We start from the raw sequence: 26,247 nt of genomic DNA, 5'->3' as shown, positions 1-26,247 counted from the left end.
TTACCCACACCCACCAAGGTGAGGCCTTGACGTTTTCTGAATCAATGATGCAGGGGCAGGCGTTTTCAAACTAACTAAATCAGATTTACTATTAACTAATGACCAATGACTAATGACTACTGACTAATGACCAATGACTAATGCCAATTGACTTTCGCAACACTAACACCCTTTGGGCTTCGATATTAGTGGAAACCTTACATCATCTAGGGTTAACCACTGCTGTCATCTGTCCGGGTTCGCGTTCAACCCCTCTAACTCTAGCCTTTGCTCAACATCCGCATATAGAAGCTATTCCCATTTTAGACGAACGTTCCGCCGCTTTTTTTGCCTTGGGTATGGCTAAAAGAACCGGTTTACCAGTGGCCTTAGTCTGTACCTCGGGAACTGCCGGCGCGAACTTTTATCCTGCGGTTATCGAAGCCAAAGAAAGTCATGTCCCTTTATTAGTTTTAACTGCTGATCGCCCTCCTGAATTACGTCATTGCCACGCCGGACAGACGATCGATCAGCTTAAATTATATGGTAACTATCCCAACTGGCAAACAGAAATCGCTGTCCCTGATGCAGCAATAGCCATGCTTGCCTATCTGCGACAAACGCTCATTCATGCTTGGGAACGCTCCCTATTTCCCACTCCGGGGGTGGTGCATCTTAATTTACCTTTTCGGGAACCTTTAGCCCCTGTGATTAGTCCTGAGATGGAAACCGTTCAATCTCTGTTTGACTTTAATCGATTTTTTGCGGCTATTACTTCTGGGACAGGCAAAAAAGCACTATCCCTAAGTAGTATTTCCGCGTCCTCCCAGGTTGGGCAATTTTTAAACTTGATGGAAGAATGGCAGTGTTATCAACGAGGTATTATCATAGCCGGCGTTGCTCATTCTTATCATCCACAAGACTATTGTCAGAGTATCGCTCGTCTTTCTCAAGTTTTACACTATCCGGTTCTAGCTGAAGCGTTATCTCCTCTGAGAAATTTTGCCGCTCTCAACCCCTATTTAGTTTGTACCTATGATTTAATTCTTCGCAATCCCTCTTTAGCCGCTCAATTAACGCCAGATATTGTCATTCAAATTGGGGAACTTCCCACCAGTAAACAACTCCGTAGTTGGTTAGAGAATATTCAACCTCAAAGATGGATTATAGACCCCCATTCAGAAAATTTAGACGCGCTGCACGGTCAAACTATTCATTTACGAACTTCTCTTGAACAGTTAACAGATTCTCTCAAGATAGCGGCTACTGATACTCATTCTGAATATCTTTTATCCTGGTGTGAGCTAGAAACAAAAGTTAGACAAAATATTGATAAGACGATGAAGTCTATAGAGACTTTTATCGAAGGTAAGATTGTCTGGTTAATGTCGCAATTGCTACCCAAAAACACCCCGGTTTTTATTGCTAATAGTATGCCGGTAAGAGATGCAGAATTTTTTTGGAGGGCAAATAATTATCATATTATCCCCTATTTTAATCGAGGGGCTAACGGGATTGATGGAACCTTATCAACGGCTTTAGGTATGGCTCATCATTATCAAAGTAGTGTGATGTTAACGGGAGATTTAGCCCTGCTCCATGATACTAATGGGTTTTTAATTCGCCCAAAATTTAGAGGACATTTAACGATTATTTTAATTAATAATGGCGGCGGTGGAATTTTTGAAATGTTACCTATTGCTCAATTTGAGCCGTATTTTGAGGAATATTTTGCTACGCCCCAAGCAGTCAATTTTAAGTCTCTGTGTTTGACTTATGGAATTGAGTATTATTTAATTAGGAATTGGGCAGAATTTCAACAGTTATTAAATCCGTTACCGCAGACAGGAATTAGAATTTTAGAAATTAATACTAATCGCAAGTTTGATGCAGAATGGTTAAAGAATAATTTAGGAAATTTTTCTTAATTAAAATCCCGCCTTGAAAGGGGAATCAGTGTATTTACTTGGATAAATACTCAAGTATTTGTAAAAAGTGTATTAAGAAAGTGGCTATTTTTCCAGTTAACTTTATGCAAATTTTACCAATAATTTAATGACAATCGCTGAATTTTGCTTTAAAATCAGGAATATTAACCTCAAAATTGATAAAAATATAGCAAAAACTATCGTTAATTAAATTAATTTTTTGTAATGAATTATGAAATTTTTTATCAGCCCATTGGTGATCACTTTCTTAAAGCTAGGGTCCTCAACAGGATAGAAAATTGAAGCGTGGCATCAAGTAACCAAAATCAAAATTCTTTCATAGAAAATTCTTTGAGCCAAAATTTTTGCCATGATGAAACCTTTTATCAGTAGCTTAATTATTGCTAGTCTCTATTTTACTCCTGCAACCATCGTCCCCTTAGAACAACTGCAAATAGCGCAAAGCCAAAAAATAGAAGAACTTTTACAACAAGCTCAACAGCAAATCGAACAAGGAAAACCTCTAGAGGCCATAGAAACTTTACAAGTGATCCTCACAAGAGCGAAACAACAACAGGATAGATATACTGAAGCCTTTGCATTAGTGGGGTTAGGATTTAACTACAATAATCTTGGGGAACTTGAGAAAGCATTGGCCTATTACAACGAAGCTTTGCCGATCATGCAGGAAATCGGCGAATCCAGAGGAGAAGCAACCACCCTCAATAATATTGGAGGAGTCTATAACAGCATGGGACAACCTTTGATCGCGTTGCAATATTATAGCCAAGCTTTGCCCCTGAGACGGGAAGCCGGCGATCGCGAAGGAGAAGCAACCACCCTCAATAATATGGGAAGAGTCTATGACAATATGGGGAAACCTCGGGAGGCGTTGGCATACTTCAAGCAAAGTTTGCCGATCATGCGCGAAACGGGTGATCTGACCGGCGAAGCAACCACCCTTAATAATATTGGAGGAGTCTATGATAGCATCGGGCAACCTCAGATCGCTTTAGAATACTACAGGCAAGCTTTACCGCTCATTCGCCAAACCGGTAATCGCAGTGTGGAAGGCACTACCCTCAATAATATGGGAGGAGTCTATAGCAACATTGGACAACCTCAGAAAGCCTTGGCATACTACAACCAAGCTTTGCCTATTCTGCGGGAAACCGGTGATCGTCGAGGAGAAGCCGCCACCCTCAATAATATCGGAGAAGTCTATACCAATATTGGACAACCTCAGAAAGCCTTGGAATTCTATAGCCAAGCTTTGCCACTGATTCGGCAAACCGGTGATCGTCGAGGGGAAGCCGCTACCCTCAATAATATCGGAGAAGTCTATACCAATATTGCAGAATTTCAGAAAGCGTTGCTATATTACAGCCAAGCCATGCCGATTATGCAGGAAACGGGTGATCGTCGAGGAGAAGCCGCTACCCTCAATAATCTGGGTTTAGTCTATGACAGCATCGGACAGCCTCAGAAAGCGTTGCAATATTACTGCCAAGCTTTGCCGATCATGCAGGAAACGGGTGATCTTAGCGGCGAAGCAACCACTCTCAATAATATTGGAAGAGTCTATCACAGCATCGGGCAATTCTATAAAGCGTTGGAATATGTCAGCCAAGCTTTGCCACTGAGACGAGAAACGGGTGATCGACGTGGGGAAGCGACTAATCTTAATAATATTGGATTAGTCTATGACCAGATTGGGCAACCCGAGAAAGCGTTGCAATATTACCATCAAGCTTTGCCACTCATGCAGGAAACGGGTAATCGTCGAGGAGAAGCAACTACCCTCAATAATATTGGTGCTGTTTATGACAACATTGGGCAACCCGAGAAAGCGTTGCAATATTACCAGCAAGCTTTGCCTATTATGCAGGAAACGGGGGACCGTCGAGGAGAAGCAACCACCCTTAACAATATGGCTTTTATCTATTTAAAGACTGGGCAACCCGAGAAAGCGTTGCAATATTATCAACAAGCTTTGGCTCTCAGTCGGCAAATCGGCGATAATTCTCTTGAAGCTAAGGCCCTCAAAGGCCTTGAAGAAATTAACCGTCGCACCAACCAACCGTAAAAAGCCATTAGGAAAACCAGCATGACAGAGGTGCGTGCCGTTTTGAAACCGATCAGGTGGCAGGATTTCACCGTTTTCCCGTTTGCTGCACTACATGAGTTAATTCATGTGCTAAGAGTGTTTTCCCTTCATCGGTACTGGGACTATATTTACCGGCATTAAAATAAATATCTTTTCCGTGAGTAAAAGCTTGAGCTTGAATCGACTGATTCATCTGATGGGCACTACTATCATGATGTACCCTCACTTGACTAAAATCAGCCCCAAAACGAGGTTCCATAAAACTTCGGATTTCCTCTTCTAAAGGAGAACCTGCACCTTGACTATAGGATAATTGCTGTTCTAAGCTCTCTGTATCCATTGCTCCAGATTGTTGCCCGCTCGATTTGGTTTGAACTTCTTCTTCTTCGGGTTCCATTTCCCGTTGAAGTTCCGGCTTCATCTTCAGTTCTTCCTCTTCATTGGGCCCTTCCATTCGTTGTACCAACGGCGTAATACTACTGGCCAGAGGTTTCATTTTCAGTTCTTCCTCTTCATTGGGCCCTTCCATCCGTTGTACAAGCGGCTGGGTTTGTCGTTGTTCGTCGTTGCTTGAGTCTCGTTGCACGGTTTTCGCTTCAGGCATGGTCATCACCTGCTGCGCTACCCGATCAGCTTCTTGTTCATAAGGATCATTGGGTTGTCCGATAGTCAACTTAGGAGCGATGGTAACCGCACTGGGAACAATTTCGATCTGACTTAGATGATGTCCTAGACGGGCGGCCGTTTCCATTTGAGTTTGTAAGGGTAAGGGTTTCGGTGACATCTCCCCTGATTTTTGTTGGTATTGTTCTACCGCCAACGTTTTACGTTGTTTAGTCAGGGATGGAGACCTAACCGAGTAGGTTAATAGGGGCTTTTCCATTTTTGCGGAAAAATTCATAAGCCGCCTCGATCAAGTTTAGGACTAAAAGTATTATAGCTTGGTTTACCTTAAAGTTGGCTCTATTTCTTGGCTGACTTGATTTTTATTTACAAAACCCTCTGAGGATTTTAGCTTTTTCAGTTGGCTTGAAGCGCAGGACCCAGTTATTAATTGATGAGCGTTCATCATTAAGGATTTAAGCGGAAAAAAGAGCTAAAAATTAATAATTTAACTGCTTTTAGCTTAAGGCTTCAAAATAGTCTCGAATCTGATTACGGCGTTTTGGTTGGCGTAATTTTTGGATCGCTTTAGCTTCAATTTGTCGAACTCGTTCGCGTGAAAGCTGTAAAGTGCGCCCAATATCAGCGAGGGAATAGGATTTGCCATCTTTAAACCCATAACGCAGTTGAATGACTTCTCTTTCTCGAGTCGTTAAATCTGCTAAAAGATTGTGTAAATCTTGTCGAAGGGCTTCATTAGCGATGTTATCTTCTGGAGAGGCTTCTGTTGTTTCTAATAAATCTATTAATTCAGTATCTTTTTCTTTGCCGACTTTAATTTCTAAGGACACAGAGCGAGGTACTCGCATCAATACTTCCCGAATTTGCGGAGGTGACATCTCTAATTCTTGGGATAACTCTTCTATGCTTGGAGTTGCGCCTTTAAGTTGAGCAATTTTCCGTTGTGCTTTTTTAATTTTATTGAGTTTTTCTGTAATATGAACCGGTAGACGAATAATACGACTTTGAGTAGCGATCGCCCGAGTAATTCCTTGACGAATCCACCAATAGGCATAGGTACTAAAACGATAGCCTTTAGTGGGATCAAATTTATCGACGGCTCGTTCTAATCCTAAAGTGCCTTCTTGAATTAAATCTAGGAGTTCTAAACCCCGATTTTGATACCGTTTGGCTACTGAAACCACTAAGCGCAAATTTGCCTTAATCATCTGTTCTTTGGCATAAATTCCCGCTTTTTGAACTCGCTCTAATTCTTGAACCTCAAGATTAGCTAATTCTGCCCAATGGCGTTTTCCTTCATAAAGAGTTTTCTTGAGTTCAAAAACTGTTATTTCAGCAGCATCCGCTAAACGTTCTAAAGAAGGACGATGGCCTAATTGAGATGTTAATTGATCTCGTTTCTCGATGAGAGAAACAAAGTTTTTAATCACGAGATCTCCGTTGGCAATGGCAACTGAACGGAGTTCTAATAATTGTATGTAACGCTGTAAATCTTGAGCATTTTGGACTTCTTCATCTTTTTTGAGCAAAGGAACACGGCCAATGTCCTGTAGATATAATCTGACTAAATCTGTTGTTGCCCGAGTGTGAGTTTTGCTGGCGGTTACGGTCTCTGTCTCGGAAATATCGGATGCGAGCAGAGCATCATTATCTATCTCAATAGCCATTTTTGTTTTGGAATAGGAATTCAACAAACTGTAAGCTGATGGAGCATACTCGTTGTCGGTCTTGCTCGAAAAAATAGTTGCTGTCATAATGGTTTCGATAAGGACGACTGCGGTGACAATCAAACTTCTAAATCACTCGCTCACTCTTAGCTTTCCCACATTAGTCCTAAAAATCCACATAGGCGATGATTTTTTTTGTGTTAGATTGGGAATGATAAGCTCAAACCCATCTAGAGAAAGGTGAACCGATTTTGAAGTCAACCTTAACTACACTGAGGCTGATCAATTTTCCCGAAAAATTTGGGTTTTTTTTCAGTATGTTTCTGTAATATAAACTTCATCAAAGTTTACAGGAAAAAAAGACCTTGTTTCCAAGGTTCATGCTCAACTAGAGTGGTTTATCTCAGCAAAACTAGGATTAAACTCGATTTTTCTGCGGCTGACTCCAGAAAAATACTGATACTTTAGCAAGGTGGGGCGGGACCTGTTTATGCTCAGATCTTGCACCAATTGATTTAAAACCTTCTCACATCGGGGAAAGGTTAAAGGGGAAGGGAGAAAGGCTATTTGATCCTTTAGTATTTCCCCCTTCTCCAAGAAAGCGTAGATATCGAACTGCTGCAAGATGTGAGGCCACTGTACCCACTGGAGTTTTAGAATAAATCTTTGTCGGTAACCGCTCCTATACTACTAGAAGAGACTAATTTGGCATATTTCGCTAATACACCTTTGGTATAACGAGGGATGGGCGGTTGCCAGTTAGCGCGACGACGGATTAATTCATCTTCAGCTACATTAAGCTGTAATAATCGCTCTTTCGCATCAATGGTAATGCTATCTCCCTCTTGTACGAGGGCAATATTTCCGCCTACTGCTGCTTCTGGGGCAACATGACCGACGACTAGCCCGTAAGTTCCCCCAGAAAAACGCCCATCAGTAATTAATCCTACGGAATCTCCCAATCCTGCCCCAATAATGGCTGAAGTCGGGGCTAACATTTCTCTCATACCGGGGCCACCTTTGGGCCCTTCATAACGAACAATAATCACATCGCCAGCTTGAATTTTACCTGCAAGAATCGCCTCTAGACAGCTTTCCTCGGATTCAAATACTCGCGCCGGACCGGTAATTTTAGGATTTTTGACCCCGCTAATTTTAGCGACTGCTCCCTCGGTGGCTAAATTTCCTTTTAAGATCGCTAGGTGTCCTTCTTTATACACTGGGTTATTCCAAGGACGAATGACATCTTGTCCTTGAGGGGGTTCATCGGGTACGTCTTTTAAAACTTCTGCAACCGTTTGACCGGTGATGGTTAAAGCATCCCCGTGTAATAAGTCATGGACGAGAAGCATTTTCATCACTTGGGGAATGCCCCCCGCCTGATGTAAATCAACGATGACATAGCGTCCACTCGGTTTGAGGTCACAAAGTACGGGAACTCTAGCTCTAATGGCTTCAAAGTCATCGATGCTCAGTTCTACCCCTATGGTATGAGCGATCGCTAATAAATGTAAAACCGCGTTGGTCGATCCCCCAACGGCCATAATCACGGAAATCGCATTCTCAAAGGCTTTACGGGTTAAAATCTGACTGGGCAAAATTTGCTTTCTGATGGCATCTACCAGCACAAAAGCGGATTTTTCGGTACTGTCGGCTTTTTCTGCATCTTCTGCTGCCATAGTGGAAGAATAAGGTAAGCTCATCCCCATTACTTCAAAAGCGGAGGACATGGTGTTAGCGGTAAACATTCCCCCACAGGAACCCGCCCCGGGGCAAGCATTCCGTTCTATTCCTAATAATTGAGCATCATCTATTTTACCGGCACTATGTTGTCCTACGGCTTCAAAGGCACTGACAACGGTTAAATCTTGTCCGTTGTATTTTCCGGGTTTAATGGTACCGCCATAGACGAAGATAGCAGGGATATTCATACGAGCGATGGCGATCATGGCCCCGGGCATATTTTTATCACAGCCGCCAATGGCAAGCACACCATCCATACTTTGACCGTTACAAGCGGTTTCGATAGAGTCAGCGATCACATCGCGCGAGACGAGGGAGTATTTCATTCCTTCTGTTCCCATAGAAATTCCGTCACTCACGGTAATGGTGCCGAAAATTTGCGGCATGGCTCCCGCTTGCTTGAGTCCGGCTTCGGCCCGCAGCGCGAGATCATTGATGCCCATATTACAAGGGGTAATGGTGCTGTATCCGTTAGCCACTCCCACAATGGGCTTAGTAAAGTCATTATCTCCAAAACCTACCGCCCGAAGCATGGCCCGGTTTGGTGTACGTTGACTGCCTTGTGTAATGATGCGACTTCTGTAATTATCTGACATAGATAAGTTCTCCTCTAAATGCCCTACGTACTGCTTTTATTTTCGGCTTTGGCTCCCCATTTCCATAATAAATGCTTATAAAGGTTTAAGATTATCACAGCAGTTGGTAGAATTTTGCTCAACGATTAACCCAAGAATTAGTTATTATAGAGAATGCTGTCTTTAATGCACAAGTGTAACTCAGAAAGTTTATGGCTAAAAAATCTATGATTGAGCGTGAGAAAAAACGCTCCGCACTGATTGCTAAATATGCTGACCAACGAGCCGATTTAAAAGAACAACTGCGCCAAGCAGAAGATCTCGACGAAATTATTGAACTTCAACGGCAATTACAACGTTTACCGCGCAATAGTTCCCGTACACGCCATCGCAATCGCTGTTGGGTAACCGGAAGACCTAGAGGTTATTATCGTGATTTTGGTTTGTCTCGTAATGTCCTGCGCGAATGGGCACACCAAGGGTTACTTCCCGGCGTGGTTAAGTCGAGTTGGTAAGTTAGTCAATAGTCAATAGTCAATAGTCAATAGTCCGGACATCATTAGGCAGTAATCCACAGTCAAACATAGACAATTAAAACTGATGACTAATGACTAATGACTAATGACCTCCTTTGACTGATAGCTAATTTTGCCCACAACATCGTTCAATGCCTAAACTGTCTAAAATTAAATCACTCATCGCATTGGCGATGGCAAATTCACTATAAAAACTTTCTCTAAAATCAAAGGCCTGCATCTCGGTGACAACGGCGATGACTAATGACCCTAAATCATTTTCTCCTTCTAGTCGCTGACGCACAAAAATTTGAGCGGCTCTTTGGGCGATGGTTTCATTAATGGGTTCAGGGATAAATTCAAGGTCCATCCAACGATGTAAGGCACTTTTTAACCATTTGCCTTCAGAGTCAGGGTCTTTAACTGGCGGTAAGGTAATGGGAGGGATCGGTTGTGATGTCATTTGTTATTGGTGATTTTTTATGGCGAGCATGTCTTGTAATCCCCATGATATAACTCCTGACCCATGACTAATCAAATGATTTGGGATGTTGAATCGATTATTCAAGCTTATGCCCAAGGTTATTTTCTCATGAGTGATGAGGATGGGACTTTGGGCTGGTATACGAGCCGTCAACGCACGTTAATTCCTTTAGATGACCGTTTTCGTTATCCAAGATCTTTACAACGGGTTTTAAATCAACAAAAGTTTACTGTGGCGATTAATCGAGATTTTCCCTCGGTTTGTGCTGCCTGTGCCGACCGCGAAACCACTTGGATTTCTGGTGAATTAATTGATATTTATTTACAACTTCATCAGGCCGGTTGGGCTTTTAGTTTTGAAACTTGGCTCGGTGATCAATTAGCGGGAGGAATTTTAGGGATTGTGATCCGAGGCGCTTTTATTGGTGAATCTATGTTTTATCGGATTCCTGATGGCTCAAAAGTCGCGATGGTGAAACTGGTAGAGCATCTCAAACAGCGTGGTTTTGTGTTGTTTGATGCTCAACTGCAAAATCCTCACTTAGCCCGCTTTGGGTCTTATTGTATTACTGATCGCGAGTATCAAGTTCTGTTGAAGCGAGCCTTGTCGCATAAGTGTTTTTTTAGTTAACATTTATGTAATATAATATGTTACATAAATCGAATGCGAGTAAAATCTTATGACCCCCAAGACAAAAACCTTGATCGGCGGGTTCGGTCATCCGCCTTAAACCGAATCTTTCATTGTAACATTTTTTAAGTCATTATAAGAGTAGGTCAGATGCTAAAGATTCTCGAGTCAAAGGCTCAGCTACTTATAGGATATACAAGAGTTTAAATAGTCTATCATATCAGAAATTATCCTGTATTGAACCTTTTGACTATTGTCAACGTCTAAATGATGAGATAACATTAGAGTAAGTCAAAGTCATACTGACTTCATTTAAGTTCTTTCTCGAGGCAGATGTGTAAAGCCATCCTGATTTAGGGAAAGATAAAGATAGCGACAGACTTTATGTTTGTTTTAAGGAGTCACAACTGTACGATGCCCACTGCTAAAGTCAACCCCAAAAATCAAAAACCGACATTCTCAGCAGATATGGTCAGAACTTATTTGCACGAGATTGGGCGAGTACCCTTGTTAACTCATGAGCAAGAAATTGTTTATGGTAAGCAAGTCCAAAAAATGATGACTCTGTTAGAAAAGAAAGATGAACTGGCGATACAGCTAGAAAGAGAGCCAAGTCTGACAGAGTGGGCTAACCATGTCCAAATGAGTGAAGAAGAACTCAACCGAGCGATTCAACAAGGGAAACGGGCAAAAAGAAAAATGATCGAGGCGAATTTGCGCCTGGTGGTAGCAATTGCCAAGAAATACCAGAAACGAAACATGGAATTTCTCGATCTAATTCAAGAAGGAAGTTTAGGATTAGAAAGAGGGGTAGAAAAATTCGACCCCACAAAAGGTTATAAATTTTCTACCTATGCTTATTGGTGGATTCGCCAAGCCATTACCCGCGCGATCGCCCAACAAGCACGGACTATACGTTTACCGATTCACATAACTGAAAAACTTAATAAAATCAAAAAGACTCAGAGGGAATTGTCACAACAATTAGGACGTAGTGCAACGCCTTCTGAAATTGCTAAAGCCTTAGATTTAGAACCGGACCAAATTCGAGAATTCTTAAGTATGTCTCGTCAACCCATCTCTTTAGACGTGAGAGTAGGGGATAACCAAGATACAGAATTGTCAGAATTACTCGAAGATGAGGGAATTTCTCCTGACAATTACATTACTCAGGAATTAATGCGCCAAGATTTACAAGATTTACTGGCGGAATTAACGCCGCAACAGCGAGAAGTTCTGTCTTTACGTTTTGGCTTACAAGATGGAAAAGAACTATCTTTAGCTAAGATTGGTCAAAGAATGAATATTAGTCGTGAGCGGGTACGCCAGTTAGAACATCAAGCCCTAAGTCAGCTACGTCGGCGACGTTCTAACGTTAAAGAATATATCGTAGCCAGCTAAGGAATAATCAGGGTTAAGAATTAAGAAATAAGGCCGAAAAAAGACTTATATTCTTAATTCTTTTCTTTTTAGCGTAGATAACCTAATTGCTCAAGTTTGTGCCAAATTTTGTTGACACTTTCTTCTAGGTCTTCGATATCGGTACGACATTCTACTTCAGGATTAAGAGGAGGTTCATAAGGGTCATCAATGCCCGTAAAAGATTTAATTTCACCGGCTCGAGCGCGTTTATAGAGTCCTTTAACATCTCGGGATTCACAAACGGTTAAGGGAGCATTGACAAAAACTTCCACAAAATCGCCAATTTTTTCTTTAACTTGTTCGCGGATTTCACGATAAGGAGAAATAGCCGATACTAATACAAATACTCCATGACGAGTCAGCAGATTAGCGACAAACCCAATCCGGCGGATATTTTCATCACGGTCTTCTTTGCTAAATCCCAATCCTTTAGTAAGATTAGTCCGAACGACATCTCCGTCTAATACTTCTAGGGGATAATCTTCTTCCCGTAGTCTTTGTTCTAAAGCATTGGTGATAGTCGTTTTACCAGCACCACTTAAACCAGTTAACCAGATCGTTACGCCACGCTGCTTCATGCTACTTTCTTTATATTTTTTTAATTGAGTTTTAAGATATATTACACTGTTAATCAAATATTGTACTAGATTAAAGTGAACTAATTAATATTTTTGATTAAAAATTTGAGAACCATGTCTATGACTCAACAACCGATTTTTCATTTAGCCATTCCCGTTAATGACCTTGTGCGAGCAAAAGCTTTTTATGGTGATGGGTTAGGGTGTGAGATCGGACGGGAGAGTGCTTCTGCTATGATTATGAATTTCTATGGTCATCAAGTAGTGGCTCATTTAACCCAAGAACCTCTCACACCTCAAAAAGGAATTTATCCCAGACACTATGGCATCATTTTTCCAACCGAAACCGACTGGGAAGCTTTAGTGCAACGCGCAACCGAAAAACAGCTATCTTTCTATCAAGAACCATCACGGCGTTTTCCTGGACAGTTGACCGAACATCGCACCGTTTTTATTCAAGATCCTTTTTACAACCTTTTAGAGTTTAAATTTTACCCTCATTTAGAGGCAATTTTTGGGGCAAGGGAGTTAAGTCAAATTGGCGATCGCTCTTAGGAATAGGAAGGACTAATAGCCCATGACTAAATGGGCAATCGTTGAATATCTTTATTAGATCCCATAATGACCATAGCACAGCCTTTATGGATTCGATCTTGAGGATTGGGATTAATTTTATACCTTTCTCCATCCCCGATGGCGATGACATTTAACCCAAAGCGGGCCCGTATTTGCAATTCCGCTAGACTTTTATTATCAAATTCTTCTGGAACTCGCACTTCTACAATACTATTTTCTTGATCTAAATCTAGTCGTTCTAAAATAGCAGGTTTAGTCAAAGTATAAGCTAGATCACAGCCCGCTTCGTATTCCGGGAAAATAACAATATCAGCCCCAACACGTTTTAATAACTTACCATGTATTTCTGTGGAAGCTTTAGCCACAACACAATGAACGCCTGCTTCTTTAAGATTGAGGGTTGTAATAATACTTTCTTCGATGTAATTGCCAATGGCCACAATCACAGTATCAAATTCAAAAAGACCCGCTTCTCTTAGAGCGATAGGTTTCGTGGAATCTAGTTGAATAGCGGTGGAGGCAATTCTATCTGTAATCACTTGGGCGACTAATTTTTCATCAATATCTGTGCCCATCACATCATAGCCCAACTTATGTAGTGTTTCACACACTGCCCGCCCAAAACGTCCTAACCCGATCACGGCAAATTGACGATGATCTCGCCGCAAACCATCTAAAAAATTTAGGGAACGTAAACTGATTCCCCAAGGTTTTTTATGATGATGTTTTTCAGGGTGATCTTTTTTAAAACTTTCCACTGTTTTTCTCCGCTTTTTGACTATCCTACTAATAAGTTTTCCTCGGGATAATGGAGCGCACTAGGGCGAGGGTCTCCGATAATAGCTGCCATAAATAATAATACCCCCACTCGACCAGTATACATGGCTAAGACGAGCAAGAGTTGGGAATAAGGAGATAGAGGAGCGGTGATCCCTGTAGAAAGTCCAACCGTACAAAAAGCCGAGATGACTTCAAAGGCAATATGGATTGAATTATAAGTTCCATTAATAAATATGGGATTTTTCAGGAAAGAATATTCAATTAAAGCGATAGCAAACGTAATACCTAAAACGGTCATAGCTGAACCAAAAACGACGGCTACAGCTTTTAAAACTAAAGAGACGGACACTTCTCGCTCATACAAGACCACTTGTTCCTGACCTCGTAATACGGCCCGAGTCGAACTGGTTAATATCCGTAAAGTGGTAGTTTTAATGCCGCCTCCGGTTCCACTGGGACTAGCACCAATAAACATTAATCCCATCGTTAAAAACAACCCAGAAATGGTTAATTGCCCAAAATCAATGCTATTAAATCCAGCCGTTCGAGTGACGACCGATTGAAACCAAGCGGCTAAAAGTTTATCTTTTAAATTGAAGCCTCCAAAGGTTTGAGGATTGGTAAATTCAAGAAATAAATAGCCCAAAGTGCCGAAGATTAATAAAAAAATTGTGGTATGAACAGCTACTTTATAGTTTAAAGAAAAATCAAATCTTTCTCGTTTAAATCGATCAATAAACCAGGAATACATTTCAATAATAACTTGATAGCCAATTCCTCCAAAAATAATTAATATGGGAATAGTAAAATTAATAATATAAGAAGAACGATAGCTGATCATGTTATCTTTTAAAAGTCCAAAGCCCGCATTATTCCAAGCACTAACACTATGAAAAATGGCAAACCATAAGCCTCTAATGGGGCCAAAATCACTGGTAAATTTGATAAATAACAATAAAGCTCCCGCGATTTCAAAGGCAAGAGTCGTAGCAATAACCGAGCGCACGATATTTTGACTGCCCTGTAAAAAAGGACGATCAAAAGATTCCCGAATAGCAAACTTTTGCCGCAATTCAAACCTTTTGCCAATTAACAGCATCAAAAAGGTAGTAGTCAGCATATAGCCTAAGCCGCCGATTTGAATAAGCAAAGTAATGAATAATTCTCCCCAGAAAGAAAAGTAAGTGCCGGTATCGACAACCACTAAGCCGGTAACGCAAACCGCAGAGGTTGAAGTAAATAAAGCGACAATGGGATTCCCCCAACTTCCTGCGCTAGTGGAGAAAGGCAGAATGAGTAATAAAGTTCCTGCTGCAATAACGGCAATGAATCCTAAGCAGATTGTGCGGGCGATGGTCATTTTAAAGTAGAGCTTTCCTCATTGAACAAGTCTAGAAAACCACAGAGGCAATTACAAGCTTGTCTGCTCGTTGGGTATTTCAGGATACATGAGGGATATTGTACTCGATTTCTGTATAAGGTTGGCTATCTCGAAAAAATTGGCTCAAAGCTACAAATTTTAGCCAAAAAGGGAAATAACACCTACTTAATAAATTTTGTCTATGAGTGTTTTATGGTCAGGAAGTTATTAACTAAAAAATACGGCCTGATTTTGCAACACTTCAGCATAAAGCTTTTCTAAATGATTAATATTTTGACTAAGAGTATAACGGTCTAATACCCGTTGTCGGGCTTTTTCACCTAGAAGTTGAGTAATTTCAGGATGGTCTCGAAACAAAGGCAAAAGGGTTTTTAATTGAATTGTCACCCCTTGAGTATTAAGAATTACTCCTGCTCCATCCTCAAGCACTTCTCCATCTGCCCCGGCATCGGTAGCAATACAAGCTACCCCACAAGACATAGCTTCGAGCAGAGACAAGGATAACCCTTCGACTAAAGAGGGTAAAATAAACACATCAGCCGCTTGAAGAATTTCAATTCTTTGGTTTTCTTCGGCCACAAAACCTAACCAATGAATATTATATTCAGGCCCATAAAACGGTTCTAACGCAGAAGTTAAAGGCCCATCGCCGACGATGAGTAATTTACTATCTGCCCCGAGGTCTGAATGTTTCCAGGCTTTTAGCAAAGCTTCTACATTTTTTTCGGTGGCAATTCTTCCTAAAAAGACAAACAAGCGTTTAGCATTGAAGCGAGTTTTTAGAGAACTGAAGCCGGGGGAATATTTTTGAGGATCAACGCCATTGGGAATCACCGCGAGTTTTTGAGGAGGAACGCCTAACTTAATTAACAGATTCTGTTGCAATCTGGAAAAAACAATGACTCGGTCATAATGGGCTAGAAAAGGAGCATATAGCTGATAGGTGAGAAATTGGGTACTCGAGGAGAGGTTACGGAGTTTGTTATCAAAAGGGGGATGAAAAGTAGCCACGAGAGGAATATTTAATTCCTCACAAATTTCCGGTAGGCGAAAATCAAGAGGAGAAAGGGTAAGGGAGGCGTGAACTAAATCGGGTTGCAGTTGTTTTAACGCCGCCATCAAAACCTTACTCGACTTCGGAGTCGGAATGGTGTAGACCTGAGATTTATAGAGGAAGGGTAATACCACTTCAGGGCAATCTGGCCAATTCTCTGATGCCGATTCTTCTTGAGCAAAATGAAGAAAACTAACCTGATAACCTCGGTCTAATAAAGCATTCGTGACCTCTCGACCATAGGTAACGTTACCACAAAAGGGTGATTTTTTTCCCAACCAAGCAATGTGCATTCAAATAAACAACTCTGAATTACGAAAATTGATCAGTTGTTAATCTAAAGAGGACTAAGTTCTAAGATCTCCCTAAGAAATCCTGATCTTTGTCAACTTTAGCTTAACTTCCGCTCCTTGAACGAGAAATATACCATGTTAAGACCCCACCTACTAAAGCCAGAACAGCTAAAGCTATTAAGACGGGTTGTAGTCCTATAAGTGTTTCCGCAATGCCGGCTAAAGCTAAAGGTAAAGAGAGGGCAATATTCACGGCGTTATTTTGTAACCCGAATACTTTACCGCGCATATCCGCAGGGGTTTCTGCTTGAATAGTGGTTTGCATAGGAACACCCACTAACGCCCCAAAAAAACCCAGAAAAACGGTGGTGATCAGAGCTAACCAAAGACTATGATTAGACCAAGATAGACCCACTAAAGAAGCGGCTACTCCCATAGATCCCCATAAACTGAGTTGATTGTGAGAAAACTGTTGTCCCCAATGGCCCACCACTGCCGCACCACAAGCTAAACCTAAACCCCCCATAGCTAAAAGAATGCCAAATTGTTCAGCTTTCATACCGGGGATAGTTTCTGCTAGTCGTACTGCGATGACTGACAAAGCGGCGAAGACAGAAAATAAAATAATCAGTTGAATTAAGGCATTTCTCACCCGATGATTTTTGCTCAGATAAGCGATCCCATCGCGGATATCTTCTAAAACATGAGGTCTTTCTCCCTGAACATCTTCAGGTTTTTCTTTAGTTCTAAGTAAGAGTAAAATCAATCCGGCGATGGTATAAGAGCCGCCGACGGTTAAGGCTTTACCCATATCTTGAGATAAGCCGATAAATTGACCCAGATGAGCGGCAACGTTTAATAATGGTTCTCCAATGGCAAATCCAATAATTAGGGTTGCCATCATGGTGGTGGTAAATAGAGAATTCGCTGAGAGGAGTCGACGACGTTTGACGATGGTGGGAATAATCGCTTGTTCGGCTGGAGCAAAAAATTGAGTCAGGGTAGAATCAACGAAGGTTAGAACTAACAACAATAAAAATCCTAGCGGCAGGGCAAAAACGGTTTGAGCTTCTCCTTGCCATTGTCGCACTACTTTGGGCAACCACTGAACCGGAATAGCTAACGTTTCATTGGCTGATAGCCATAATAGAGGAGGAATCACTAAAACTAAAAGCCCTCGTAGTAAATTAGAAATAACAAGAACGCCTTTTTTTGGCCAGCGATCCACATAAACCCCGGCTAAAGAGCCAAATAAAACGGCAGGAATCGTAAAAGCGATCATAATCGCTGATACCCAACCACTAATAGGCTGATCTTGGGCTTGAAAATGAGCCGTGATCAGGGCAATCATCAAGACAAGATAGACTTTATCGGCCAGTTGAGAAAAGACTTGTCCGCTCCACAAAATCACAAATCGGGGATTAGTTAGAACTGCGCCTAATCCTTCGCCGGACGAGGTATTCTCGGAAGATTTGCTTAAACTTTTCGCCTTGCTCAATAAGGCTGGCTGATGGTTGTCACCAACGCTTTTATGACAGTGTGATGGATTTTTCTGAGATTGAGATAACTGCATTCTGTTTTGTTTATGGGCTATCTGGGTTTTTATAAAAGTCAATCTACAAACAGATTTAAAACTCTACAGGAGCTAAAGTATCAACTAGGGTAGCAGAACGAAAGGAATAACCCAAATAATACTGAGCATATTCTCTTAAGAGTCGTTCTATTTTGATCCAAGCCACATCTAGGGAGGGGATCACCACGTCCCGAGGAAAGATCTCGTCAGCTTTCGGTAGGAATTTTTTTGAGAGTTGTTGTAATAAGGTTAATTCTACTGCCGTTAGTTTCCAATTCAACTTGGCCAGAGGAATTGCTTGGCTTGGCTCATTTTGAGCTTGATTATTATTGCCTCTATCCAAGGATAGATTAATCGTGCCGCCAGAATCAAAACTAAAGCCCACCCGCCAATGAGCGTCAATAAAATTGGTTTGAATGGGTTGATGAGTTAAACAGCAGGAATGAAACACAGGGGCGACTCCTGCGATGGCCAAGAGGTGATAGACGGCTTGCGCTAGATGAGCGTATAGACTCTGTGGCGTTGATAATTGTTCTATACGCCGTAGATGTTCGTTGAGCAGTTCATAGAGTTCTATTTGGGGTTGTTCACTCAAGGCTAAAGACAGCACTAATTCGGCTATATATTGGCTGACGGTCAGTTTGCCTAAATCTCGACTTAAACCCGGATAAGATTCGAGGGTTTCCGCTTGGATGATCTTTTCCAGGGAACGCCCTTTGACGATTAATAATTGATTGACGACAAATAATTCCGCACGTCCTCGCAGTCTTGATTTATGTTTTCTCGCTCCTGGGGCCACTGCCCGAATTAATCCATATTCCGATGTCAAAATGGTCACTAGACGATCACTCTCTCCTAGTGGCATTCCTTTGAGGATAATTCCAGTTGCTTGATAGGTTTTAGTCATTCCTCATCTGTCTTGTTCTTCTGTTTTGCCTTCTAATTGACTAATTAGTTCCGGTCCTCGTGATGTGCCCAGTCTGGTGGCCCCAGCTTCAATGAGGGTCAATGCTTGTTCGGGGGTACGGATACCGCCAGAAGCTTTTATGCCCACTTGTCCTTTAGCAATGTTTTTGAGAAAACGAACATCTGCCACTGTTGCTCCACCAAACCAACCGGTACAGGTTTTTAAGTAGGCTGCCCCCGCATCCATACAGATTTCGGCGGCTAACCGTTTTTCGGTGTCGGTGAGAACATTTGTTTCTAAGATCGTTTTGATAGTTACTCCGGTTGCTTCACAGATGCCGGCAATTTCTCGATAGATCTCTTCGGATTTTCCGGCTTTTAACCATCCTAAGTTAATCATAACATCTAGTTCGGTGGCTCCGTTTTCGGCGGCTTCTTGGGCTTCATAGAGTTTGACGGCAGAAGTGGTTGCGCCGGTCGGAAATCCAATCACGGCACAGACTTTAACTGTTTTGCTATGCAGGAATTGCACCGCCTGCTTGACTGCCGCAGGGTAAATACAGACGGTGGGAAAATGAAATTGCTCTGCCTGGGCACAGCATTGTTCTAGCTGTTCGGGCGTGGCAGTCGGGTTTAATAGAGCATGGTCAATGTAACCTGCAAGCTCTATGTCTGACTCTGCTACTCTCATTGGGTAATTGAACAATAAAGACTCACTGTTCAATTGTTACATTGATTGAGTCTTCTCGAGTAGGAATGAGTGGAAAATCTTGGCTGTTGGGAAGGGCTAGGGGAAAAGGGGAAGGGAGAATAACTTAAGACTCCTGTTGGGTGTGTTAGCATAGGGTAGCGCACCTAAACCGGTAACTAAAAAAATTTCAACTTAGAATAATTTCCCTAAACTTTTTATATTTTATTTAGTCGCTACCCCTTTATACATATAGCCAATAATTTTCGGGAGATCTGGAACATAAAATTCTTCGAGAGAAACGGTTTTAAATGTTTGGCTTATGATCGCTCTAATATTTCGATTTAAATGACAGCCATCGCCGATAATTTTTTGAAGAGGATTTAAGCGATTTTGCCAAACTTGTACCGAAGATTCATTACTTAATCCATGTTCAATAAAAAAGAATTTTCCTCCGGGTTTTAAGACACGATGAATTTCTTGTATTGCCTGATCAACTTTGGCAATACTGCATAATGTCCAGGTACTCACAACCGCATCAAAACTTTCATCTTTCATCGGTAAATTTTCCCCATTTAGAACGCGATTATCTACCATTATTTGAGTTTTTTTTAGTCTTTTTTGCGCTAATTTATTCATCCCTGGATTAACATCAACTGTAGTAATTTTTTCCACTGAGGAAGGATAATAAGCAAGGTTTAATCCTGTTCCAAAACCAATTTCTAGAACTTCTCCTGATACCTCTGATAAGACTTGTTTACGGTATTCAGAGATTTTTGGGTCAGACATATTGATATCAATTAACCAAGGCAAGATAACGTTTGAATAGAAGCCCATAGAATGATCATTTAATTGACAACGATTTCTATTATACTTCAGCTTCAAAGTCTACTTTGTCGTAGAGGTCGCTTAAGGGAATTTGTAAGGCAATAGAAGCGAGGGATAAAGCCGCGTCTTCTCCGCTATACTCAGAAAGTAGCCATTCTTCAGAATTAACTTCTAGTTCTAGATATTCTGCGGGAGTATAGGATTTTTGCGCTTGTGCTTCTGTAACCATTTATTCTGCTGGTAAACCATACTTTCTAAACACCTGAATCACGGCTTGTACTTGCTCAAAAGTTGCCGCAGGTGTATCTTTTAATTGATAATCATAGCCTAATTGTTCCCACTTATATTCCCCCATTTTATGAAAGGGTAAGACTTCTACTTTTTCTACATTATCTAATGTTGAAACAAATTGCGCTAACCCTTCTACATTATGTTCAAGATCAGTGAGATGGGGAACTAATACAAAACGAATCCAAACCGGTTTTTTAATGTCGCTTAGATAGCGGGCTAATTTCAGGGTAGGTTCTAATGAAACGCTGGTCAGATGGCGATAAATAGCCGGATCAAACGATTTAATATCTAATAAGACTAAGTCTACATAGTCGAGAACGGGTTTAGCAATATTTAAGTTAACATAACCTGATGTATCTAAAACGGTATGAATTCCGATTTCTTGACAACGCCGGCAAAGTTCTTCGACAAATTCGGGTTGCATTAAGGGTTCGCCGCCGGTAACGGTAACGCCGCCTCCGGAAAATTGAAAGTATGAGCGATATTTTTGTATTTCTGTAATGAGTTCTTCTACTTGGATTTTTTTGCCGTCGCTAAGATGGCGACAATCAGGATTATGGCAGTATAAACATTTTAAAGGACAGCCTTGAGTAAAAATGATATAACGAATGCCTGGGCCGTCTACTGTTCCACAACTTTCGACGGAGTGTATATATCCTGTGGTTTTGGATAGGGGTTGTTGGGTTTTGGTTAGTGTGGCGATCATCTGATTGATTTGTCGCGCCATAGCGCAAAGGAGAACCCCCCCATTAGAAGAGGGGGATGTGATGATTAGATTCGTTCGTGGAAGGTACGATTGATGATATCGAGTTGTTGTTCTCGATTTAGTTTGATGAAGTTGACGGCGTAACCCGAGACGCGGATGGTGAGTTGAGGATATTTTTCAGGATGGTCCATCGCATCGAGTAGGGTTTCTCGCTCAAGTACGTTAACATTGATATGATGACCGCTATCGTGGAAGTATCCGTCTAAAATCCCGACGAGGTTGTGAATTTGGGCTTGTTCGGTTTTGCCTAATGCTCTGGGAATGATAGAAAAGGTGTAGGATATGCCGTCTTGGGCGTGTTCGTAAGGGAGTTTAGCTACAGATGCAATTGAGGCGATCGCGCCTTGGGTGTCTCGTCCGTGCATGGGGTTGGCACCGGGGGCAAAGGGTTCACCGGCTTTGCGTCCGTCGGGGGTGCTACCGGTTTTTTTGCCGTAAACGACGTTTGAGGTGATGGTTAGTATTGATTGGGTGGGAACGGCTTTACGGTAGGTTTTATTGCCGCGTATTTTGTTCATGAAGGTTTTGACTAAGTTAGCCGCAATTTCATCGACGCGATCATCGTTGTTGCCATATTTGGGATAGTCTCCTTGGATTTGGTAATCTATGGCTAATCCTTGTTCGTTGCGAATGACTTGCACTTGGGCATATTTAATCGCCGATAAAGCGTCTGTGACGACGGATAACCCTGCTATCCCACAGGCCATGGTTCGATAAATATCTCGGTCATGTAATGCCATTTCTAGGCGTTCATAACAGTATTTATCGTGCATATAATGGATGACGTTGAGGGTGTTGACGTAAAGTTTAGCTAACCAGTCTATTAATCGATCAAATTTCGCGGTGACTTCTTGATAGTCTAAAATATCTGAGGTAATGGGAGCAAAAGCCGGGGCAATTTGTTCGCCGGTTTTTTCATCTTTACCGCCGTTGATGGCATAGAGTAAGGCTTTGGCTATGTTCACTCTTGCGCCAAAAAATTGCATCTGTTTGCCCACGCGCATTGCTGAAACACAACAAGCGATGGCATAGTCGTCTCCGTATTCTGGGCGCATTAAGTCGTCGTTTTCGTATTGTATGGAGCTAGTCTGGATCGAGACTTTACTACAGTAGCGTTTAAAGGCGATCGGTAAGCGTTCTGACCACAATACGGTTAAATTGGGTTCGGGTGCTGGTCCTAAGTTATTTAGGGTATGAAGGAAGCGAAAACTGGTTTTTGTGACTAAAGGACGACCATCTTCTCCTAACCCTGCGATCACTTCTGTTACCCAAACCGGATCAGCCGCAAAGAGTTGGTTATAGTCTGGAGTGCGTAAGAAACGCACCATCCGCAATTTCATGACGAAGTGATCAATTAATTCTTGCGCTTCGCTTTCGGTGATCTGTCCTCGTTTGAGGTCCCGTTGAATATAGATATCGAGGAAGGTAGAAGTACGCCCCAAGGACATAGCTGCGCCATTTTGTTCCTTAACTGCGCCTAAATAAGCAAAATATGTCCACTGTATCGCTTCTTTGGCTGTGGCTGCGGGTTGGCTGATGTCGTACCCGTAACTGGCGGCCATGGTTTGGAGTTCTTTTAAGGCTCGTATTTGCTCACAAGTTTCTTCGCGTAGACGGATGACTTCTTCGTCTATGACATCGAGTTCTAAACTGTTGAGTTGTTCTCGTTTATCTTCAATCAGGCGAAGGGTTCCATATAAGGCAACCCGGCGATAATCTCCTATTATACGACCCCGGCCATAGGCATCGGGTAATCCTGTGATAATGCCGCTATGCCGCGCTTTTCGCATTTGGCTAGTATAAGCATCAAAAACACCATCATTGTGTGTTTTGCGGTATTGGGTAAAGATTTTTTCGGTTTCCGGGTCTAGTTGATAACCATAAGCTTCGAGGGATTTTTGCACTACCCGTATGCCACCGTTAGGCATTATTGCTCGTTTGAAGGGTTTATCTGTTTGTAAGCCGACTATTTGTTCTAGGGTTTTATTGATGTAACCCGGGGCATGAGCCGTAATCGTTGAGGGAACTTTTGTGTCTGCGTCTAAGATGCCTTTTTCTCGCTCTTGTTGCGTTAATAATTTGACTTGTGTCCACAGAGTTTTGGTGCGTTCTGTTGGGTCTGTTAAAAAACTTTCGTCTCCAATATAGGGGCTATAATTTTTCTGTATAAAGTCTCGTACATTAATCTCTTGCGTCCATTTTCCCGTTGTAAAAGCTTGCCATTCTTTATTTGTAGATTCTTCTAATTCATGAGTAGGTTTGTCGGTTGCTTCTAATTTTATACTCATGCAATTTTGCTAGTTATTTTTTCTGGACTAGCCTCCTTACTTTTTATTATATCATGATTATTTGTTTTGCTCTTTTACAAAATTTTTAATCTTTTTTTAATTTTATAATTTAGGTATAGTTATATACTAAAAATGAGTAGAGTTGATTATTGAGATAGTTCAAAGAAATGAAAATTAACAAAGCCATTAATTAATATTTTTAATTTTAAGTATTTTCAAGTAAATTTTTTTTCTGCAATTTTCAGGAAATGATGATAATGTAAGCAGATCTCAATATTAAAAATGTTCGTTAGTGTTCTGCGCTACCTAAATTTTAGAGAAATTCATGATCTAGCAAAAGGCACTCTTGCAACAGAGAAATTAAAAGCGATAATATTGTTCACCAATCCAAAGACCGACAGGCACAGCATTTCCCCCCGCATCGATTTTGACTTCGACAACAAAAGGACGCTCTCCCTTTTGATTAGCTTGTAATTGCTCAATAGCCGCATTAATTTCATTCCGTTTAGCTTCCGGAAAATAGTAAGTTTCTATACCATAATCAATCCACCAGCCGTAATTAGTCATTTTTCCTTCAATAGCTACTTGATTAGAGGGTAAGTTTTGAGGACGTTCAGCACTGATAGCAACGGCTTTCCACGCTAAGGGAGGCTTTTGGGTAGAAGGGGTTTTAGGCGCTTCTAAAATGACATAAAACGGCTTACCTTTATGAAAGGTGTCTCCCTTTTTTTCGCTCTCCTGGGCTAATTGCTCCCAACCGCGAAGAGATTTGAGGTTGTCTTCAGTAGAGATATCATACCTCAGCGTTTGCGAATAACCTCGCATCCAATCATAAGGATCAACTGGCCGGGTTTGCAAGATAACGGTTTTACCCGAGATGTAAGTATAAAAAGCCTGACTAGGGATGGCAAAAACCAATACCAGTTGAAAACCAAGGGCTGTCCAAAACCGCCACTGAGGAATTGATGAAAAAATTTTGAAGTTAGTCATGAGTTGTTAGTCGTTAGTCGTTAGTCGTTAGTCATTTCTCCTTCCCCTATTCCCTCACTAATTGAATTGAGAGAACGTAGGTAACGCTCAAACCACAGTCCGGCAGCTATCACCGCCAGTCCACAGAAAAATAAAACAATCGCTTTGAGCAGTAAACCGGTATTGTATTCGATCATTCTCGAAAGCAGTTGCAGCGCGAATAAAATTACTCCTCCCCAAAAACCTTTTCGTTGTCCTGTCCTCAAGGCTTCTCGAATTAAACCTGCCGCTAACAAAAATAGCAGTATATTAAAGATTATGGTTCCTATCGCTCCTAGCGGTTGTATAGTGATCTGGCAAAAAATCATCAGTCCAGTCAAGACAATGATTGCTGCGACAGCGAGACTATTAGATTCAAGAGTCCATTGAGAACCTTCGTTTCCTTCTCCCGAGTAAGCGAGTTGCCACCAAGCCCAAATAGTCAATCCTCCTAACCCAATAACATCGAGAAGATACAACCATTGCTGCCAATTTAAACCGGTTTCTGATAAATAGTTAAAAGGTTTATCATACCAAATATTAAAAGAAAACCAATAAAACAAAATTGCTAAAAATAAAAGCCCGAAGAAACGACCAATCGGGTTAAATAAAGCATTAGCCGCAGAAAACCCCCACAGAGAATCCCGATAACCCCATAACAAGGCGGGAGGCAAACAGGAGGCCACAGCCGTTAATACTCCACCCAGCAAGCGGTTAAAGGTAAAAAATTCCCACAATAATGAGCCAAGATTCCAACTAAAAGAAACTACTATTAATATTACTGCTAACCCAAATAAAAAACGGGAGCGACACCAATAGGCCAAAGGGATGAAGAGTAAACTGGTTAATAAGGGCATCTGTGTTATGGCTAATTCCAGTATAGAGGAGCCTTCCCAGATGGAACTCCGAAATAGTCCGCTCAGATAGCCGAGTCCCACTAAAATAATCGCTAGAATGCCCATTTGGCTCAAGCGCAAGCTGTAGGCCATCACCAATACACCTAACCCCCAAACGAGAAATAGTTGATAGGTAGAGCCGCTTTGATGAAACATCTGGGACATTAAACCCAAATTAGCCCCGAAAATCAATCCTCCTAGCAACAGGAACCCTTTACCTAAACGAGACTGCCATCGTTCGGAGGAGATTCGCCAGAGATAAAATCCGCTAACCTCTACGGCGATCAATAAACTCACTAGCAAAACAACCTTTATTTCTCTAGACCAAACTTGCCAGTTAGCCGCCACAAAGGTGATCACCGCCAACCCTAACAGGATACTCCCCAACCCGATCAAAATCATAATGAAACGATTGCGAGCAGAGGTTTCTAATTCAGAAAATCGGTAGCGAGCGGCTATTCGGGTGTAAGCCTCTTCATCGATCAGTCCTTCTATAAACCATTCTTTAGCTTCTTTTTGTAGTTGATGGCGAAACTTTTCTGAAACCATTTTTGGCGTTCCAGCTTTTTGAGCTTATTGATGGATTTAGTCTAACAAAGCTAACTGAACTCGAGCAAGAATTTATATTAATTTTTGTAGCTATTTCAGCTTATTTTTAAACTCCCCA

23 protein-coding genes are annotated in these 26,247 nt (G+C 41.5%); 6 read left to right on the top strand and 17 right to left on the bottom strand.

Going from position 1 to position 26,247, the window contains the following annotated elements:
* Positions 1 to 140 precede the first annotated feature (140 nt).
* On the top strand, positions 141 to 1,907 hold the full coding sequence (menD, locus tag CYAN7822_RS10810; RefSeq protein WP_013322300.1) for a 2-succinyl-5-enolpyruvyl-6-hydroxy-3-cyclohexene-1-carboxylic-acid synthase: 1,767 nt from the start codon (positions 141 to 143) through the stop codon (positions 1,905 to 1,907).
* Between the two features lie 370 nt (positions 1,908 to 2,277).
* Entirely contained in the window at positions 2,278 to 3,993 is a 1,716-nt protein-coding gene (locus CYAN7822_RS10805; protein WP_013322299.1) for a tetratricopeptide repeat protein, read from the top strand.
* A 67-nt stretch (positions 3,994 to 4,060) separates the two neighbouring features.
* Here CYAN7822_RS10805 and CYAN7822_RS10800 read toward each other — a convergent pair whose 3' ends face one another.
* The 3 genes from CYAN7822_RS10800 to ilvD all read right to left on the bottom strand — a co-directional run bounded on the left by CYAN7822_RS10800 (position 4,061) and on the right by ilvD (position 8,644).
* Positions 4,061 to 4,915 (bottom strand): eCIS core domain-containing protein, encoded by an 855-nt coding sequence (locus CYAN7822_RS10800; protein WP_013322298.1) that lies wholly within the window; start codon positions 4,913 to 4,915, stop codon positions 4,061 to 4,063.
* A 220-nt stretch (positions 4,916 to 5,135) separates the two neighbouring features.
* Positions 5,136 to 6,392, bottom strand: coding sequence for an RNA polymerase sigma factor SigC (sigC, locus tag CYAN7822_RS10795; RefSeq protein ID WP_013322297.1), 1,257 nt, complete (start codon positions 6,390 to 6,392; stop codon positions 5,136 to 5,138).
* Between the two features lie 566 nt (positions 6,393 to 6,958).
* Complete coding sequence (ilvD, locus tag CYAN7822_RS10790) at positions 6,959 to 8,644, bottom strand: dihydroxy-acid dehydratase (protein WP_013322296.1); 1,686 nt, start codon at positions 8,642 to 8,644, stop codon at positions 6,959 to 6,961.
* A 191-nt stretch (positions 8,645 to 8,835) separates the two neighbouring features.
* Here ilvD and rpsN point away from each other — a divergent pair, with 191 nt between their 5' ends.
* The gene (rpsN, locus tag CYAN7822_RS10785) at positions 8,836 to 9,138 is read left to right on the top strand and encodes a 30S ribosomal protein S14 (protein WP_013322295.1); all 303 of its coding nucleotides are present in this window, start codon (positions 8,836 to 8,838) and stop codon (positions 9,136 to 9,138) included.
* Positions 9,139 to 9,265: 127 nt separating this feature from the next.
* Here rpsN and CYAN7822_RS10780 read toward each other — a convergent pair whose 3' ends face one another.
* Positions 9,266 to 9,601, bottom strand: coding sequence for a hypothetical protein (locus tag CYAN7822_RS10780; RefSeq protein ID WP_013322294.1), 336 nt, complete (start codon positions 9,599 to 9,601; stop codon positions 9,266 to 9,268).
* 63 nt (positions 9,602 to 9,664) lie between these two features.
* Here CYAN7822_RS10780 and aat point away from each other — a divergent pair, with 63 nt between their 5' ends.
* Together aat and CYAN7822_RS10770 are read left to right on the top strand one after the other, a co-directional pair.
* Complete coding sequence (gene aat, locus CYAN7822_RS10775) at positions 9,665 to 10,252, top strand: leucyl/phenylalanyl-tRNA--protein transferase (RefSeq protein ID WP_013322293.1); 588 nt, start codon at positions 9,665 to 9,667, stop codon at positions 10,250 to 10,252.
* A 414-nt stretch (positions 10,253 to 10,666) separates the two neighbouring features.
* Complete coding sequence (locus CYAN7822_RS10770; protein ID WP_013322292.1) at positions 10,667 to 11,653, top strand: RNA polymerase sigma factor, RpoD/SigA family; 987 nt, start codon at positions 10,667 to 10,669, stop codon at positions 11,651 to 11,653.
* Between the two features lie 68 nt (positions 11,654 to 11,721).
* Here CYAN7822_RS10770 and cysC read toward each other — a convergent pair whose 3' ends face one another.
* Positions 11,722 to 12,294 (bottom strand): adenylyl-sulfate kinase, encoded by a 573-nt coding sequence (gene cysC, locus CYAN7822_RS10765; RefSeq protein WP_280990134.1) that lies wholly within the window; start codon positions 12,292 to 12,294, stop codon positions 11,722 to 11,724.
* A gap of 78 nt (positions 12,295 to 12,372) precedes the next feature.
* Here cysC and CYAN7822_RS10760 point away from each other — a divergent pair, with 78 nt between their 5' ends.
* Positions 12,373 to 12,807 (top strand): VOC family protein, encoded by a 435-nt coding sequence (locus CYAN7822_RS10760; RefSeq protein ID WP_013322290.1) that lies wholly within the window; start codon positions 12,373 to 12,375, stop codon positions 12,805 to 12,807.
* Positions 12,808 to 12,833: 26 nt separating this feature from the next.
* On the opposite strand, the gene CYAN7822_RS10755 is transcribed toward CYAN7822_RS10760, so the two are convergent.
* From CYAN7822_RS10755 to CYAN7822_RS10700, 12 genes are all read right to left on the bottom strand, one after another.
* The gene (locus CYAN7822_RS10755; protein ID WP_173362906.1) at positions 12,834 to 13,529 is read right to left on the bottom strand and encodes a potassium channel family protein; all 696 of its coding nucleotides are present in this window, start codon (positions 13,527 to 13,529) and stop codon (positions 12,834 to 12,836) included.
* Positions 13,530 to 13,606: 77 nt separating this feature from the next.
* Positions 13,607 to 14,968, bottom strand: a complete 1,362-nt coding sequence (locus CYAN7822_RS10750) for a TrkH family potassium uptake protein (RefSeq protein ID WP_013322288.1) — start codon at positions 14,966 to 14,968, stop codon at positions 13,607 to 13,609.
* A 228-nt stretch (positions 14,969 to 15,196) separates the two neighbouring features.
* A complete protein-coding gene (locus tag CYAN7822_RS10745; protein ID WP_013322287.1) occupies positions 15,197 to 16,336 on the bottom strand; it encodes a glycosyltransferase family 4 protein in 1,140 nt (379 codons plus the stop codon).
* A 103-nt stretch (positions 16,337 to 16,439) separates the two neighbouring features.
* Positions 16,440 to 17,909, bottom strand: a complete 1,470-nt coding sequence (locus CYAN7822_RS10740) for an MFS transporter (RefSeq protein ID WP_013322286.1) — start codon at positions 17,907 to 17,909, stop codon at positions 16,440 to 16,442.
* Between the two features lie 55 nt (positions 17,910 to 17,964).
* The gene (gene recO, locus CYAN7822_RS10735) at positions 17,965 to 18,816 is read right to left on the bottom strand and encodes a DNA repair protein RecO (protein WP_013322285.1); all 852 of its coding nucleotides are present in this window, start codon (positions 18,814 to 18,816) and stop codon (positions 17,965 to 17,967) included.
* Between the two features lie 3 nt (positions 18,817 to 18,819).
* Positions 18,820 to 19,506 (bottom strand): deoxyribose-phosphate aldolase, encoded by a 687-nt coding sequence (gene deoC / locus CYAN7822_RS10730; protein WP_013322284.1) that lies wholly within the window; start codon positions 19,504 to 19,506, stop codon positions 18,820 to 18,822.
* Positions 19,507 to 19,728: 222 nt separating this feature from the next.
* Positions 19,729 to 20,340: a class I SAM-dependent methyltransferase gene (locus CYAN7822_RS10725; RefSeq protein ID WP_013322283.1), complete on the bottom strand. Its 612-nt coding sequence runs from the start codon at positions 20,338 to 20,340 to the stop codon at positions 19,729 to 19,731.
* A 31-nt stretch (positions 20,341 to 20,371) separates the two neighbouring features.
* Positions 20,372 to 20,560, bottom strand: coding sequence for a hypothetical protein (locus CYAN7822_RS10720; RefSeq protein WP_013322282.1), 189 nt, complete (start codon positions 20,558 to 20,560; stop codon positions 20,372 to 20,374).
* Positions 20,561 to 21,328, bottom strand: a complete 768-nt coding sequence (pflA, locus tag CYAN7822_RS10715; RefSeq protein WP_041933646.1) for a pyruvate formate-lyase-activating protein — start codon at positions 21,326 to 21,328, stop codon at positions 20,561 to 20,563.
* Between the two features lie 65 nt (positions 21,329 to 21,393).
* Entirely contained in the window at positions 21,394 to 23,676 is a 2,283-nt protein-coding gene (gene pflB / locus CYAN7822_RS10710) for a formate C-acetyltransferase (RefSeq protein WP_013322280.1), read from the bottom strand.
* A 360-nt stretch (positions 23,677 to 24,036) separates the two neighbouring features.
* On the bottom strand, positions 24,037 to 24,666 hold the full coding sequence (locus tag CYAN7822_RS10705; protein ID WP_013322279.1) for a GDYXXLXY domain-containing protein: 630 nt from the start codon (positions 24,664 to 24,666) through the stop codon (positions 24,037 to 24,039).
* A 20-nt stretch (positions 24,667 to 24,686) separates the two neighbouring features.
* Entirely contained in the window at positions 24,687 to 26,129 is a 1,443-nt protein-coding gene (locus CYAN7822_RS10700; RefSeq protein WP_013322278.1) for a DUF2157 domain-containing protein, read from the bottom strand.
* Positions 26,130 to 26,247 lie beyond the last annotated feature (118 nt).

The organism is Gloeothece verrucosa PCC 7822 (assembly GCF_000147335.1).
Taxonomy (GTDB): Bacteria; Cyanobacteriota; Cyanobacteriia; order Cyanobacteriales; family Microcystaceae; genus Gloeothece; species Gloeothece verrucosa.
This window is presented reverse-complemented; position numbering and strand designations above follow the sequence as displayed.